The organism is Viscerimonas tarda (assembly GCF_054601255.1).
In genome coordinates this window covers 96,804-113,095 of record NZ_BAAHWV010000007.1, presented here as the reverse complement: position 1 = coordinate 113,095, position 16,292 = coordinate 96,804, and the positions used below count along the sequence as shown (strand labels likewise).

The following is a 16,292-nucleotide window of genomic DNA, read 5'->3' as shown; positions in this document are numbered from 1 at the left end:
TCTGTATAAGTTTGATTTGTTACCAATTAATTTTTTGAATATATACTTTGTCGCCGGTTGTTACCTTAACGATGTATGCGCCTCGTTGGGGCAGATAGATACTGCCGGAAGCAGAATTGTTAATGAGCTGACCACTCAGATTATAAAGTTTGATACCGGTCGCCTGAATTCCGGTCAGGTACAGGTAAGCGTCTTTCACATAATAGCTCAACGCGCCGGTTGCAGCGGTATATGCTTCGCTGATGCTTACATTTGTCTGGTTTTCGTAGGCGCCGATGTCTATTTTACCTGCTATGCGGGCTTTTCCGGCCACATCCTTATCACCCAACAGGCTTGTGTTGAACAAGTCTTTGTTGCCGGCATTCACGGCGGGCGATTCGTCCTGCGGCTGGAAATTAGAGGAGCCGGCATTGATAAACAGCGGGCTCTCGCTTATGTTATCGTTTGTTGCCGGACCATTTTCGATACACGAATAACTTACCGGTGCGCCTGCTGCCATGTTCGATGCATTGCTTCCGCTGTCTTTATTGCCCCATACAATGCTGTTGATTAGCTGAGCCGCAGCGTTGTCGGAAGCAAATCCGTAATTTCCGGTATTGTTTATGATGGTGTTGTTTATGATAGTTGTTGCACTTCCTTCGGTGTTGTCGCCGCTGGCATATATTCCGCTGCCTTCTTTCTGCGCTTTGTTGCCATAAACAAGGCAACCCGAAACAGTAGAGCCTTTACCCGCAAATATACCGCCGCCTATTGACGGCGATTCGTTATTCAGCACAACGCTGTTGCGTAGAATACCGTTTTTGCCCAAGAGTACGCCTCCTCCGGCATTGTATATATCGTCCGGTTCTTCATCTAATTCAAATTCGTGTATGGCACGGACGTTTTTTTGCTGATATTTCAGGGCGGTATGCAGCTTGTTGTCTTCAAAATAGTAGGCCCATGCCAGGTAGTCGCCCAGGTGTGTGCTTGTCCAGTAGCCGTTCTGAAAAGAAACCAGGTTGCCAAGCGCTTCTTTCGCTGCGGCTATTTCGCCGAACTCACCGGCCGATGGAAGATACCAGTCGGAATATCCGCCGATGCTGATGGATTCGCACCATTTGGCCGCATAATTTCCGTTTTTTGCATAGTCTTCGGATGAGAAGTCCATATTGGTTTCGCCCAATGCGCTGACTATCGCTGCGGTATTTTGTACCCCCAAAGTATTACTCAGAGCTTCGCTTTCGGCGCCAATATACGGCAGAGTGGGTATTTCCTCTTGGTAGCCTCCCCATTGGGTTTTGATGCCGCTTATGCTGAGCATCCTGCCTTTGCGGGTGTCTTGATCGTATTTATACACGATACCGACAATGTCTTTACTGGCATCTTTTGAGTAAACCAGACTTCCCGGGCCAATGTTGGCAGACGACTTCCCGTTTTGTATCACAAAGCCTTCCCAATAGGTGGGGATTGTAAAGTTGGAGGTTTGAGTCAGCACGCGTTGCCGACCTTTTCCATCCAGTATTGTACGGCGCGAGGTGGCGGTCATGTCGCCCGGATATACGCGGCGGTATGTATCAATAAGGTTCATGGTATATCCTCCCAGCACGGTAACGCCTTCTTTCATATAGAAGCTGCCTTCGTATGTGCCGATACCAACATAGACGGTATCGCCTGCGGAAGCCTTGTTGATGATGCCCTGCAAATCCTTGGATGCATTGTCCCAGTTGGTGGCCTGACCGTTGGTCGAGCCGTTCCATTTTACAAAATACCTGTTCTGAGCTGATAACGGCAAGCTTAGCAAAACCACTGTCATCATTAATATATGAATTGCTTTCATAATCTTATCCACTGATTGGTTATTTGCTGATGTCGTATGTTGCTCCTGTGGTGGTTGCAAACGAAACGGTATTGTCGTTTATAACAGTTGCCGATACAGCGCCTCCTCCCCGTTGGGTGATGGTATAGTCCTTTATATTCGGATATTTGATGGTACAATCGCCTCCCGAATTGGAAGTGATTTCGGCAGATGTAATTGAACTGCCTGTCCATTGCGCATTGAGTTCAAAGTTGCCGCGCGCTTTGATGCCTTTAAATGTTCCGGCGCTCCAGTCGGCAGGCAAGGCCGGTAACAGTTCGATATAACCGCCCTGACTTTGAACCAGCATTTCGGTAACGCCGGAAGTAACGCCGAAGTTTCCATCAATCTGGAAGGGTGGATGCGTATCGAACAGGTTTTGATATACGCCGCCGATGTTTGCCGGATTGTCCTTGTAGGTTAAAGTCATGGCTTCTTTCAACATTTTATGCGCGTGATCGCCGTCTTTCAGCCTGGCCCAGAAATTTACTTTCCACGATTTACTCCATCCTGTACCGCCGTCGCCACGGGTGGTCAAGGCTTTTTTCATGGCTTCGGCATATTTATCGTCCTGAGCGCTTCGGCCTGCTACAATCTGAGAACCCGGGTGCAACCAGAACAAATGATTGGCATGACGGTGGCCGCCATCACCGGTAATATCGCGTGTTACTTCGTCTTTCCATTCCATAAATTGCCCGTTCAAACCAATCTGAGGGCCTGCCAATTTGCTTTGGGCGGCTTTTATTTCGGCTATTTCGGGCGTGTTTTTGCCTAAAACTTCGCTGGCTTTGATGGTCATATCAAACAACTCGCGGATAATGCCCTGATCGGAGGCGCAACCCAGCGAATATTCGCCGTGTTCGGGCGAGTAGGAGGGATTGGCTACCAAGGAACCATCGCGGGTATCGCGCCACAGGTTGTCCACCCAGAATAGGGCGGCTTCCAACAAGGTCGGGTAGTTGTCCTCCAGGAAAGTTACATCCTTGTTGAACTGGTAGTATTCCCAAATATCCTGGCACAACCAGCCGTTGGCAGTAGCGCAATAATAGGCGCCCGATGTTGCCGGTGCGGTATTTCCCCACACGTTATTTTCGTGATAAGTTACCCATCCTCTGACGTCGCTGCCATCGGGTTTACAGTGGTAATATTTGGCTGTTACTTTGCCTCTGGGCACCAAACTGTTGATGTATTCAATCATGGGTATATGACATTCTTTCAGGTTGGTTTGTTGTGCCAGCCAGTAATTCATCTGCACATTAATATTGGTGTGATAGTCGGCATTCCATGCATTCGACAAATCTTTTGCCCATACGCCTTGCAAGTTGGCAGGCAAGGTGTTTTTGCGCGAACTGGAAATCAGCAAATACCGTCCGAATTGGTAATACAGCATTTCGGCGTACAGGTTTTCTTCGCTTGTATTGGTTTTGTAGAAATCGGTCAGCAACTGGTTGGTAGTTTTTGCAGGGACATTGGTTATATTTCCCAAATTCACGCCCATGCGGTTATACAAAGCCTTGTAATCGGCTTGGTGTGTTGCCAGTAATTGAGCATACGTTTTTGATGCAGCGTTGCTTATGTTTTGTCCAACCGTAACCAAGGGGTCAACAGGCGAGAAATAGTTAAACTGGTCGTCCATTGATTGTTGGTAGTTGGTCGAAGCCGACATCAGCAACAACACCTCGTCGGCGCCGGTTACAACTATTTTGTTGCCCTGTATGGCCAGACTTCCTCCTGTGTTCAGCGCCTTCACTTGTTGGGCGAATTTCATTCCGAACGATTTGTGGTTGGTTGGCTGTCCGGTCATGGTGATGACATTGCCCGCAGCAGAGATGCTCTTATTGGCGTGCAGAGACGAAACTGTGAACGTACGGGATATTTTCCCCGCTTCGCTGGCTGTTAACCTGACAACCAATACATTATCGGGGTAGCTCATGAAATATTCGCGGGTATAGTTTACAGGACCTTCGTTGTAAGTAACGGTGTGTATTGCATTGTCAATATCAAGTACGCGCGCGTAATTTGTTGGATCGGGGACGCCTGTGGAAGCCAGTTCAACAGCTATTTCGCTGAGTTGAGGCGAGGTAGTGTTGTTCCCTGCAAAAACGCCGTCAATCTCAATTTTGAAGAATTTGTATGTTTGTGTGGCCGAAAGCGTAAATGTTTTGGTTTGTCGGCGTCCTTCAAAAGCAACGTTGGTTTGTGTGTCAATCAGTTCGTAGTTTGTTCCGGTGGTCGAACCGTAGAGTTTCCACGATTTTGGGTCGCGTCCGGGGGTATCGTTACCGGAGGTCAGGCTATAAGACACAATCGACAGGGTAGAGGAGTATTCCCAGGCAATATAACAGGGAAATGAGCCTGAAAAACCTTTGTCGGCAAACCATTTGGTGGTAATACTTCCATCAAAAAGCTTGTCAACTTTTTCGCTTGCATTGGTTGTGTTGTTGCAGTCGGTTTGAATATTGACGACTTCGGGAGTCGAAACGCCGTTGTACGAGATTTCGATATTGCCCAAGGTTTGGTACGAACCGAAATTGTCTTTAGTCCCTTTCAGGCTGTTCATCAATGTCTCGATTTCCGTACCGGCTTCGGAGCCGTAATTGTTGGTTACAACCGTGCCGTTCGCGCCGATATAGGCTGCTTTGTTGGCCGAAAATTCGCTTACTTTGTTTTGCAGGGCGGTACGCGCTCTTTGGTAGTTTTGCCGGTTTATTGCGGGTGTATTCAGGTGTCCGCCGTTGTAGTTGGCGTTATCGCCGGGGCCTCCCGACCAAATTGTATTTTCGTTGACCTGAATCAAGTCGTTTTTCACACCTCCGAAAATCATGGCGCCCATGTATCCGTTTCCGATAGGCATGGCTTCGCTCTCCCATACTTCTGCCGGAGCATCGTACTTTGCAACTAAATTCGGTTTTTGGAAACTGACAGGATCAGCGGCAAACAACCTTAATCCTGCATTAACCAGCATGAGTGTGGTTAACAGTGTAAATCTCATTGTTTTGTTCATTAGCTTATTGTATAAAAAATTATAGTTCGAAAGTTATTTCATCCTGAAAATCCCTTTCTTTTCGGATTGTCAATATTGTAGTTTATCTGCTTTCATGTTATTTATGATATTATGTTTATTGCTTAAATACCTGTATCATAGGCAAAAATAGCGTGTTTTTTTGACAATAGCTTTCACTATTTCGACAAAAGAATAACACTATTTCGATATTTTGGAAAAAAGTTTAGTAGGGGCGAAAAATGGGCTCATGCCGAAAATCTGGAGGAATGACAACTTTCAGCACAGAATACACAAACCATAGGAACGCAAATTACGCGGATTACGCAAATTTTCGCAATTTATATATTGTTTAAAATCGGTCAATTCATAAAATTATCTGCGTAATTTGCGTTCTTCCTGTGTTCGACTATTTACCCCCACATTTCAGGTATGTTCCGAAAGTGGTTCAGAGGTTTACTCCTCTGCGGATTCTTCTTCCAACTCCGGCTTGTCTTTTTGAACAAAGAACGCGCTCAGTTCCCAAAGCATATATAAAGGCAGGAAAACGACAAATAGCGAGAATGGGTCGCCCGAAGGAGTGATAAACGCGGCGGCAATCAGCGTAACAACTACGGCATGGCGCCTGTATTTACTGAAAAATGAGCGGTGAATGAACCCGAATTTCGATAACAGCCAGCAAACAATGGGCAACTCGAAAACAATTCCCATAACAATAATCATGGAGAAAAAGTTATCCATGTAGGAATCCAGGGATACCATATTTTCGATTTGCTTACTCAACTCAAATGTTACCAAAAACCGGAAAACAAGCGGAAAGACGAGAAAATAACCCACCGAACAGCCGATTATAAATAGTATTCCACCGATGAAAAAGACGGTTTTTACGTTTCTTATCTCATTGGGGAACAAGGCCGGCTTTATGAATCGCCATATTTCGTATAGCGCGTATGGTATGAGCAACGACACACCGAAAGCGAGTGAAGTGGACAGGTAAGTCATAAACTGCGTTGTTACATTGATATTTATGACCTCTATCGAAAAAGACGTATCGCTGAAATCGGGCATGAAAGGAATGTATCGCCCAAGTTTGGCCATGAGGCGGTAGGTGAGGAAATCGGAAGAGCAAGGAGCCAGTATAACCGAGTCGAAGATTTGGGGGATAATAACCACGCCTATCACCGTAAAGGCAACAAGCATGATGAGGATACGAAATAAATGCTTCCTCAAAACATCCAGATGTTCCCAAATAGTTAAGCCCTTATCATCCAATGCTTCCGACAATTTTAGTTGAAAATAATAAGTTTCTTAGCTTTCTTTTTTTTCTTCGGGCGTTTTTTTGATTTCTTCTTCAACATCTTTCATGCCTTTCTTAAAGCTGTTGATGCCTTTCCCTATTCCATGCATCAGTTCGGGAATTTTTTTCCCTCCGAACAACAAGAGAATAACCAACACGATAATAGGAATTTCCCATCCGTTCAGGTTGAATAATAAAGTCAATAAAGTATCCATATTGTGCGAATATTTTTTTTATGGTTATAAATAGTGAGACTGTGCGCGACAAAGATACTAAAAAAGTTCAAGCTTCAAAAAATCAAGGGTTCAAAGTCGGGGCAAACGCATGAAAAATTTTAGCGCCTGCTTGTAAAGTATAGCCGTCAGGCTAAGGCTGAAAGCCTTAATCTTGTCATTGCGGGCTCCGACCCGCAATCTCCTGACATTCAGTTGATGTTTGTCAGGAGATCCCGTGTCAAGCACGGGATGACAGACTTTTGAGGCGAGCTAATTAAATCTTTATAGCCTCCAATATCTCATCTACTGCTTTTGCCAGCCCTTCGGTGTTTTTTCCGCCTGCTGTTGCAAAATGTGCCTGACCGCCGCCGCCACCTTGAATATTTTTGGCGGCATTCCGAACTATTTGCGAGGCATTCAGCCCGTTGGCTACCAGGTCGTCGGATAGCATCAGCGTTAGCGCCGGTTTGTTTTCGGCATCTGTTGCCCCGATGAATACCGACTGTTGGGGAAACTCGCCCCTGATTTGGAAAGCGACATCCTTCGCCACTTCGGCAGGGAAATAGCCACGCAGGGTGAATAAGGTTATGCCGTTGATTTCCTGTTTGGTATTGATAACGGCTTGTTTTACCTGTACGGTTTTTTCTTTGATAAATTCATCCAGCTTCTTTTTCATGTCGGCATTTTCCTCGAAGAATTTGTGGAAGGCCTGCACGAGGTTCGGTGCATTGTTCATCAACGAGCGCAACTCCGAAATAATGTTTTGATGGGCATAGAAATAGTTTTCGCAAGTTTCGGCTGTGATGGCTTCGATGCGGCGGATACCGGCGGCAATCGAGCTTTCGTTCACAATACGGAACGAGCCGATTCGCCCTGTGGATGAGATATGTGTTCCCCCGCACAATTCCACCGAATTGCCGAAACGGATAACACGGACTTCATCGCCGTATTTTTCGCCGAACAAGGCCATGGCGCCCATTGCTTTGGCTTCTGCCACCGGAACGCTCCGGTTTTCGTCCAGCGGGATGTTTTCTCTTATTTTAGCCGTAACCAACTGCTCAACCTGACGAATTTCTTCATCGGTCAGTTTCTGGAAATGGGAAAAGTCGAACCGCAAAACCTGTGGCGATACATACGAGCCTTTTTGTTCGACATGTGCGCCCAATACTTCGCGCAAGGCTTCGTGCAACAGGTGGGTGGCCGTATGATTGCATTCGCTGGCTGTCCGGTTTTTCGTGTCTATTCTGGCTACAAACTGACTTGTTATGTCCTTCGGCAATTTCTTTGCGATATGTACTGTCAGGTTGTTTTCGCGTTTTGTATCGGTTATTTCGGTTTTTTCTTCGTCATCTATCAACCATCCGCTATCGCCAACCTGTCCGCCCATTTCGGCATAAAACGGCGTGCGATTCAGTACTATCTGATAGTATTCGCTGTTTTTTTGCTTTACTTTCCGGTAGCGCAGTATTTCGGCTTCGGTTTCGGTGCAGTCGTATCCTACAAATTGCTGTTCTCCGTCTTTCAGTATCACCCAGTCGCCGGTTTCTACCGAAGCGGCGTTGCGTGCGCGGTCTTTTTGCTTTTGCATTTCGGCATTGAATCCGTTTTCGTCCACGCTCATACCGTTCTCGCGCAGAATAAGTTCGGTGAGGTCGAGCGGGAAGCCGTAGGTGTCGTACAGCGTAAATGCATCCACCCCGTTGAGGACGGTCGCCTTCTTCGCTTTTGTTTCGGCTATTTGTTTGTCCAGCAATTTGATGCCGGTTTCGAGTGTCCGAAGGAAAGATTCTTCTTCTTCCTTAATCACTTTCCCTATCAACACGTTTTGTTGCACCAGTTCGGGATAAGCATTGCCCATTGTTTCTATCAGCGCGGGCAGCAATTTGTGCATAAAAGCTTTGTGTTGCCCCAGGAAGGTGTATCCGTAACGCACAGCGCGGCGCAATATCCGGCGGATAACATAACCGGCTTTGGCATTCGACGGCAGTTGTCCGTCGGCAATGGAGAAGGCTATTGTGCGGACGTGGTCGGCGATAACGCGCATGGCTACATCTTTCTTCTCATCTGTGCCATACGCCGAGTTGCTCAACTCTCCGATTAGTTTTATGATGGGTTGGAAGACATCGGTGTCGTAATTCGATGTTTTCCCTTGCACAGCCATGCACAAGCGTTCAAATCCCATACCGGTATCAATGACTTTTGCCGGCAGCGGTTCGAGCGATTTGTCGGCCTTGCGGTTAAACTGCATAAATACGAGGTTCCATATTTCGATTACCTGCGGATGGCTTTGGTTGACCAGGCTAAGTCCATCAACTTTTGCCCGTTCGCTGTCGGGGCGTATATCAATGTGTATTTCGGAGCAGGGGCCGCACGGACCTGTATCGCCCATTTCCCAAAAGTTGTCCTTTTTATTGCCGTTGATAATCCGGCCTTTCGGCAGGTATTTTTCCCAGTATCCGGCGGCTTCGTAGTCGCGGGCAAGGCCTTCTTCGGGGCTTCCTTCAAATACGGTTACATACAACCGGTTTTTGTCCAGGCCGATAACCTCCGTCAGAAATTCCCAAGCCCATTCAATGGCTTCTTTCTTAAAATAATCGCCAAACGACCAGTTGCCGAGCATCTCGAACATGGTGTGGTGGTAGGTGTCGTGTCCCACTTCTTCCAGGTCGTTGTGTTTACCGCTCACACGCAAGCACTTTTGCGAATCGGCCACCCGTGGATACTTGATTGGCGTGTTGCCCAGAATAATGTCCTTGAACTGGTTCATCCCTGCGTTAGTAAACATTAACGTAGGGTCGCCTTTTATTACCATCGGTGCGGAAAGAACTACCTGATGCCCGTTTTTTCTGAAAAACTCTTTGAATGAATCCCTGATTTCGATAGAAGTCATCATCGTATTTTAACTGTTTATTTTTGTCAATCTGATTTTAGATTTGCAAAAATAAGGCAAAAAGTTTACTTTTGCGACTATACCCGCAATAAATTATGTGTGATTGTGATAATAAAGCATGAAGAATAGAGCATGAAGAAAAAGGTTTATTATGTTTACAATTCCCAAACTCTGTCGTACGACAGAGTTTATCCCAGTTTTATAAGACGCTTGCTGATTGTAACCCGAAACTTGTCTATCGGTATATTGATAGGCGCTTTAAGCTATTGGGGCGTAACCAATTTCTTGCTCGATTCGCCAAAAGAAATGGAGTTGAAAAAAGAAAATCGCCTGATTCGGACGCAATACGGTTTGCTCTCGAAGCGCTTGGGCGAAGTTTCGCTTGTGCTGAAGGATATTCAGCAACGGGATGATAATCTTTACCGCGCTATTTTTCATGCCGATCCTATACCTACCACCATCCGAAATTCGGGTTATGGCGGAGTGGGTCGCTACGATTACCTGTTGGAGTTGCCGAATCCTGATTTAATTGTACAGACAACACAAAAAATGGATTTGCTTTCCAAGCAGTTATATATTCAGTCCCGGTCGTTCGATGCTATTGTGAAGATGGCCAAGCAACAAAAAGACCGCTTGCTCCACATACCCAGTATTCTGCCGGTTGCCAAAACAGATTTGTCGAGGGTTGCCTCGGGCTATGGCACGCGCATCGACCCCATATACGGCACCTTGCGTTTTCATGCAGGGATGGACTTTACCTCCAGAGAAGGCACGGATGTTTATGTTACCGGAAATGGAACCGTTGTATATGCCGATTGGAAGCAAGGTTTCGGGAAGTGTATTATTGTCGATCATGGCTTTGGTTATCAGACGCTTTACGCACACTTGAGCGAGTACAAGGCACATGTGGGACAAAAAATGATTCGCGGCGAAAAAATCGGTGAAGTGGGGAATACCGGTAAATCGACAGGCCCTCACTTGCATTACGAAGTACACGTGAAAGGGAAACCCGATAATCCGGCCAACTATTACTTTATGGATCTTTCGCCCGAAGAATACGACCAGATGTTGCAAATTGCAGCAAATCACGGACAGGTGATGGACACGAATTAGAAAAAATCAGCCCCCTAATCCCCCGTAAGGGGACTTTAAAGCCTCCCCTCGGGGAGGTTGGAAAGGGCTTCAATTTAAAAGGTATGGATAGCAATAAACTTTTTTATTCCATCAAGGAGGTTGCCGCCCACTTTAATGTGGAGGAGCATACTTTGCGCTATTGGGAAAAGAAGTTTGACGAAATCAGGCCGGGCAAAACTGAGGGCGGAATACGCCAATACACCCAAAAAGACATTGAAGCGGTGCAGCTCATCTATTCTTTGCTGAAGGAACGGAAAATGACCATTGAAGGCGCACAGCAAACCCTGAAAACAAGAAAGGACGAAGAAACCCGCCGCATAGAACTCCTGAACCGCCTCGAAAGCATCAAAACCGAACTGGAAGATTTGAGAATGAGTTTTGATGGATTGTAATAGCTTGCAAATCAACTAATAGTTGTCATTGCGGGATCTGACCCGCAATCTCTGAACGCGAATTACGCAGATTACGCAAATTTACGCAAATTATATATTGTTTGAAATCAATCAATTCTCAAAACAACAGTGATTTTTTGCGATAATTTGCGTAATCTGCGTTCCTATAAAACAGCCGCTAAAAATATTACCCGCACTTCGATGCACCGCAATTGGTACATTTCAAGCAGCCTTCCTGATAGACGAGGGTTTCTTGTCCGCAGACGGGGCATTTCTGGCCTTTTGCTTCCGCCCCATTTGGCAGGTACTTTTTCAATGCCCGTTCCACGCCATTTTTCCATGTATTGATTGTTTCGCTGTCCAGCTCAAGTCCCTGAACAAGTTTTACGGCCTGGTCGATTGGCATTCCGTAGCGTAATACGCCTGAAATCAGTTTCGCATAATTCCAATACTCGGGTTTGAACATACTGTTCAGCCCTTCGATGGTGGTTTTATAGCCTCTCTTGTTCTTGAATTGGAAGTCGTAGCTTCTTTTCCCCTCATCGTTTACCGTTTTAATGATAACTCCGGTGGAAATGTGCTTCGGCAACATAAGGCCTTCGTCATCATCCAACAATCCGGTAAAGATTTCGTATGGCCGTCCATCCAATAATCCGATAAAGGCAATCCATTTTTCTTTGTTGTTCTGAAATTTGATGACGTCAGTTTCAAGCTCTTTCGGTCGCGAAGTAACTATCATCGGTCGTTCAAAACAGTCTTCTTTCTTTTTGTTGGCCTCGGCCTCACCCGTAGAAATCAAAACTCCCGAGCGCGAGCCATCGCGATATACCGTGCAACCTTTGCACCCGCACTTCCACGCTTCTATATAGAGTTTGTTGACCAGCTCCTCGGAAGCATCCGCAGGAAGGTTGATGGTTACGCTGATTGAATGATCGACCCACTTCTGAATCCGCCCTTGCATTTTTACTTTTTGCATCCAGTCCACATCGTTGGATGTTGCTTTAAAGTAAGGCGATTCGGCTACCAGAGCGTCTATTTCGGCTGAGGTATATTTTTTGGTTGTGGGGTGGCCTTTTGCCTCCATCCAGGTTACAAATTTGTGGTGGAAAATAGTGTATTCTTCCCACGAATCGCCGTTTTCGTCCACAAAGTCTATCTTAACCTGCGAGTCGTTCGGGTTCACCTTGCGGCGGCGCGTATAAACCGGCAAGAATACGGGCTCGATGCCCGATGTCGATTGGGTCATCAAACTGGTGGTGCCTGTGGGGGCGATGGTGAGGCAGGCAATGTTGCGCCGGCCATATTTTTTCATGTCATTGTACAGTTGCGGGTCTTCGCTCCACAACCTGTTCATAAACGGATTTTCTTTTTCGCGTTCTATATCGAACAGCTCGAATGCGCCTCTTTCTTTTGCCATTTCAACGGATGAGCGGTAGGCTTCCAAGGCCAGGGTGCGTTGCACTTCTTCGGCAAAGGCTGTTGCTTCTTCGGTTCCGTAGCGGAGGTTCATCGCCGCAATCATATCGCCTTCGGCAGTTATGCCAACCCCTGTACGCCGACCCTGAAGGGTTCTTTTACGGATTTTTTCCCAAAGGCATTTTTCAGTCGATTTCACTTCTTCGGTTTCGGGGTCGTCTATTATTTTTTTCAGGATTTTATCAATCTTTTCCATTTCCAGATCAATAATGTCATCCATGATGCGTTGGGCTAACTGTACGTGTTCCTTAAACAGGTCGAAATCGAAATAAGCTTTATCGGTAAACGGATTAACCACATACGAGTACAAATTGATGGCCAGCAACCGGCAACTGTCGTAAGGGCAGAGTGGAATTTCTCCGCAGGGATTGGTTGATACTGTTCTGAAACCCAGGTCGGCATAGCAATCCGGCACCGATTCCCTTAAAATGGTGTCCCAGAACAAAACGCCGGGTTCTGCCGATTTCCAGGCATTGTGTACAATTTTCTTCCACAGTTCGGTGGCCTGAATTTCTTTGGTGAACACGGGCGAATCCGAATCTATGGGATATTGCTGTGTGTATGAGGCGCCGTTTATTACGGCCTGCATAAAATCATCGTCAATTTTTACCGAAACATTGGCGCCTGTAACCTTTCCCTGCTCCAATTTTGCATCTATAAACGATTCGGAATCGGGGTGTTTGATGGATACGCTCAGCATTAAAGCGCCACGCCGACCATCTTGCGCCACCTCGCGTGTAGAGTTGGAGTAGCGTTCCATAAACGGAACCAGACCGGTAGAAGTCAGCGCCGAATTTTTTACGGGAGAGCCTTTGGGGCGGATGTGCGACAAGTCGTGCCCAACACCTCCACGGCGTTTCATGAGTTGCACTTGCTCTTCGTCGATGCGGATAATGGCGCCATACGAATCGGCTGGCCCATCAACGCCAATAACAAAACAGTTGGACAGCGATGCTACCTGAAAATTGTTTCCGATACCCGTCATCGGGCTACCTTGCGGCACAATGTATTTAAAATGGTCGAAAAGCTCAACAAGTCGTTCATTAGAAAGGGGATTCTCGTACTTTTGTTCAATTCTGCCGATTTCGTCAGCCAATCGCTGGTGCATATCAACAGGCGAAAGTTCATAAATATTCCCTTTCGCGTCTTTCAAAGCATACTTATTCACCCACACTTTCGCTGCAAGCTCATCGCCTTCAAAATAATTCAACGCGGCTTCGTATGCCTGATCAAAGGTGTAAACATTTTGTTCCATTACTGTTTTGATTTTTTTTACAAGATTATTACATGGAATAACACTAAAACTACTACTAAAACTATCACGGTACAATGTTAGTGATATTCTACAAGTTGACCAAATTATATAACAATTTGTTTTTAAACATGATATTAAAATTTCTTAAAATATTTTTAACTAACAGATTATTAATTGATTATATTTCCTCTATGTTTGAAAAGTCTTCCGAGAAAGTAAATTGCTGTTTTATACTGTTTTGCGAAAAATAAAAAGGTTGAGAGATTCTTTATGGAAGAAAAAGGTAATAATATGTATGTTTTTTAATTGCGAATACAATCAAAAGCAGGGTTGTGAAGAAATCAGGGTAAACTATGAAAAAATTTAGAACCACTGTTACGGATGAGATTCCTCCCCCTTGATCGGAATGACTGTCTCCTTTTTGGGAGAGGGGATGAGGAAGCGGCGGCGAAGCCGCCGCTTCCTACTCCCTTAAACCACCAACAGGCGAGTCATTCCGACCAAAGGGAGGAATCTCCTGCTCATATCAGCAACTTTACCGATAAGGCATAAGCAGTTAAAATTTTTCATGGTTTGCCCTGGGAAAATAATGTTCGAACGTTTTTTTGTAGGGACATTGCATGCAACGCCCCTACAAAACTTTGAACATGAAACCTCAAACTTTGAACTTTCCAATTAGCAAATTTCGGGTATTTTGTTACTGCGGTTTTGCAGTATTACGAACTTTCTTTTTTTTAGTACAAGCCCGTGTGATTTATTTGGTTTATTTGATTAAATTTGTGTCGTTTTAGTGTTTCAGACAATTAAGTTTTATCTAAAAATAAATTATAACAATGGTAAGTTACAAAGATTTAGGCCTTGTAAACTCGAGAGAGTTGTTCAAAAAAGCCTTTGACGGAAAGTATGCTATCGCAGCATTCAATTTCAACAACCTTGAGCAAATGCAAGCAATTGTGAGTGCAGCAGTAGAAACAAAATCTCCGGTGATTTTGCAAGTATCGAGTGGCGCCCGCAAATATGCCAATCAAACTTTGCTTCGCTACCTGGCTCAGGGAGCAGTAGAATATGCGAAGGAGCTTAGCAACGGCGCCGGTATTCCTATCGTTCTTCACCTCGACCATGGCGATTCGTTTGAGCTGTGTAAATCGTGTATCGAAATGGGATTCTCGTCTGTGATGATTGACGGTTCTCATTTTTCGTACGAAGAAAACATCGCTCTTACCAAAAAAGTGGTTGAGTTTGCTCACCAATACGATGTAACAGTTGAAGGTGAATTGGGCGTTTTGGCCGGTATCGAAGACGATGTAGCCGCAGAACACCACACCTACACCGAACCCGATGAAGTGGTTGATTTCGTAACAAGAACCGGTGTGGATTCACTGGCTATTTCTATCGGTACATCGCACGGCGCCAACAAATTTACACCCGAACAATGTACACGCGATGCTAACGGCATTCTGGTTCCGCCGCCGTTGCGTTTCGATATTCTTGAAGAAATTGAAAAGAGAATCCCCGGATTCCCCATCGTTCTTCATGGTTCTTCGTCTGTGCCACAAGATCAGGTAGCTATCATCAACCAATATGGCGGCAAACTGAAAGATGCAATTGGTATCCCCGAAGAACAGCTTCGCAAAGCAGCAAGTTCTGCCGTATGTAAAATCAATATCGACTCGGATGGACGTTTGGCAATGACTGCCGCTATTCGTGAAGTAATGGCTACTAAACCGGCTGAGTTCGACCCACGTAAATACCTGGGACCTGCTCGCGATAACCTGAAACAACTCTACAAACACAAAATCGAAAATGTGTTGGGTAGCGCAGGAAAAGCATAAAATTTTTGTTTAAATAATTGTATGAAAAGGTCTTGAGGTTATAACCTTGAGACCTTTTTAGCCCCCTAATCCCCCGTAGGGGGACTTTTGAAGTCCCCCTACGGGGGATTAGGGGGCTATTGATATGAAATACGCAATAAATCTGAATAGTGTTTTGCCGCTGAGAAAAACAGCTGCCGAAACTTCGGAAATGGTTACACAACTGCTTTTTGGCGAGTTTTGTGAAGTTTTTGAGGCGGAGGGCTCTTTTGTGAATATAACCAATTATGCCGACGGCTATCAAGGGTGGGCAGACAAAAAGATGTTGACCGAAATAACGGGCGATGTTTATTTGGCTTTGCAAAATCAACCGGTTTTCAGGACATGCGTACCCGTTGCCGAGGTTTTTTCGTTGACGGATAAAACCATTTATCGACTATCGGCAGGAAGTAGAATATCTAACTTTAACCCCGATACGAACAAGTTTGGGGTAGGGGAAAAAGTGTTTCAAATCCATCCCAGCTTTGTAAGCTATCTGCCCGAAAGCAGTAAGGCCGGAATTGTTCCAATCGCGCTTCAATTCCTGAATACGCCCTATCTTTGGGGAGGAAAAACAGTGTTTGGAATTGACTGCTCAGGCTTTGTACAGGTTGTTTTTTCGCTGAATGGCATATCCTTGCCAAGGGATGCCAGCCAGCAGGCAAAGGAAGGAGAACCGGTTGATTTTGAAAATGCCGAAGCCGGCGATTTACTGTTTTTTGAAAAGAACGGAAAGATAATCCACGTAGGTATATATCTGGGAAAAGGACAAATTATACACGCCTCGGGCAAAGTGAAAATAAATACGGTAGATAATCAAGGGATTTTATCGGACGAAGGATTGGGATATACGCACACTTTGGCGGGGGTTAGATGCCCTTTCCCTGCCCACCCTGAGGGAGAGGGAGTGTGAAAGTCCCTATTCGATTGTATTTGTAATCCAATCAT

At 45.5% G+C, this 16,292-nt stretch carries 11 protein-coding genes; 5 read left to right on the top strand and 6 right to left on the bottom strand.

Annotation, left to right across the window (positions count from 1 at the left end; all coding sequences use genetic code 11):
* Positions 1–19: 19 nt before the first annotated feature.
* The 5 genes from ACYPWY_RS04830 to alaS all read right to left on the bottom strand — a co-directional run bounded on the left by ACYPWY_RS04830 (position 20) and on the right by alaS (position 9,240).
* The gene (locus tag ACYPWY_RS04830) at positions 20–1,816 is read right to left on the bottom strand and encodes a choice-of-anchor Q domain-containing protein (RefSeq protein ID WP_459684299.1); all 1,797 of its coding nucleotides are present in this window, start codon (positions 1,814–1,816) and stop codon (positions 20–22) included.
* 19 nt (positions 1,817–1,835) lie between these two features.
* Complete coding sequence (locus ACYPWY_RS04825) at positions 1,836–4,826, bottom strand: glycoside hydrolase family 95 protein (protein ID WP_459684298.1); 2,991 nt, start codon at positions 4,824–4,826, stop codon at positions 1,836–1,838.
* A gap of 465 nt (positions 4,827–5,291) precedes the next feature.
* Complete coding sequence (gene tatC / locus ACYPWY_RS04820; protein ID WP_459684297.1) at positions 5,292–6,119, bottom strand: twin-arginine translocase subunit TatC; 828 nt, start codon at positions 6,117–6,119, stop codon at positions 5,292–5,294.
* Positions 6,120–6,143: 24 nt separating this feature from the next.
* Positions 6,144–6,347 carry a Sec-independent protein translocase subunit TatA/TatB gene (locus ACYPWY_RS04815; protein WP_459684296.1) on the bottom strand — a complete coding sequence of 68 codons (204 nt, stop codon included), beginning with the start codon at positions 6,345–6,347 and terminating at the stop codon, positions 6,144–6,146.
* Between the two features lie 274 nt (positions 6,348–6,621).
* The gene (gene alaS / locus ACYPWY_RS04810; RefSeq protein ID WP_459684295.1) at positions 6,622–9,240 is read right to left on the bottom strand and encodes an alanine--tRNA ligase; all 2,619 of its coding nucleotides are present in this window, start codon (positions 9,238–9,240) and stop codon (positions 6,622–6,624) included.
* Between the two features lie 129 nt (positions 9,241–9,369).
* Between alaS and ACYPWY_RS04805 the strand changes: the two genes are divergently transcribed.
* Complete coding sequence (locus ACYPWY_RS04805; RefSeq protein WP_459684294.1) at positions 9,370–10,350, top strand: M23 family metallopeptidase; 981 nt, start codon at positions 9,370–9,372, stop codon at positions 10,348–10,350.
* Between the two features lie 83 nt (positions 10,351–10,433).
* Entirely contained in the window at positions 10,434–10,763 is a 330-nt protein-coding gene (locus tag ACYPWY_RS04800; RefSeq protein WP_459684293.1) for a MerR family transcriptional regulator, read from the top strand.
* A 187-nt stretch (positions 10,764–10,950) separates the two neighbouring features.
* Here the strand turns inward: ACYPWY_RS04800 and ACYPWY_RS04795 are convergent, their stop codons facing one another.
* The gene (locus tag ACYPWY_RS04795) at positions 10,951–13,494 is read right to left on the bottom strand and encodes an adenosylcobalamin-dependent ribonucleoside-diphosphate reductase (RefSeq protein WP_459684292.1); all 2,544 of its coding nucleotides are present in this window, start codon (positions 13,492–13,494) and stop codon (positions 10,951–10,953) included.
* A 381-nt stretch (positions 13,495–13,875) separates the two neighbouring features.
* Here ACYPWY_RS04795 and ACYPWY_RS04790 point away from each other — a divergent pair, with 381 nt between their 5' ends.
* The 3 genes from ACYPWY_RS04790 to ACYPWY_RS04780 all read left to right on the top strand — a co-directional run bounded on the left by ACYPWY_RS04790 (position 13,876) and on the right by ACYPWY_RS04780 (position 16,257).
* Entirely contained in the window at positions 13,876–14,046 is a 171-nt protein-coding gene (locus tag ACYPWY_RS04790; RefSeq protein WP_459684291.1) for a hypothetical protein, read from the top strand.
* A 281-nt stretch (positions 14,047–14,327) separates the two neighbouring features.
* Positions 14,328–15,326, top strand: coding sequence for a class II fructose-bisphosphate aldolase (locus ACYPWY_RS04785; protein WP_459684290.1), 999 nt, complete (start codon positions 14,328–14,330; stop codon positions 15,324–15,326).
* 124 nt (positions 15,327–15,450) lie between these two features.
* Positions 15,451–16,257: a C40 family peptidase gene (locus ACYPWY_RS04780; protein ID WP_459684289.1), complete on the top strand. Its 807-nt coding sequence runs from the start codon at positions 15,451–15,453 to the stop codon at positions 16,255–16,257.
* Positions 16,258–16,292: the final 35 nt, after the last annotated feature.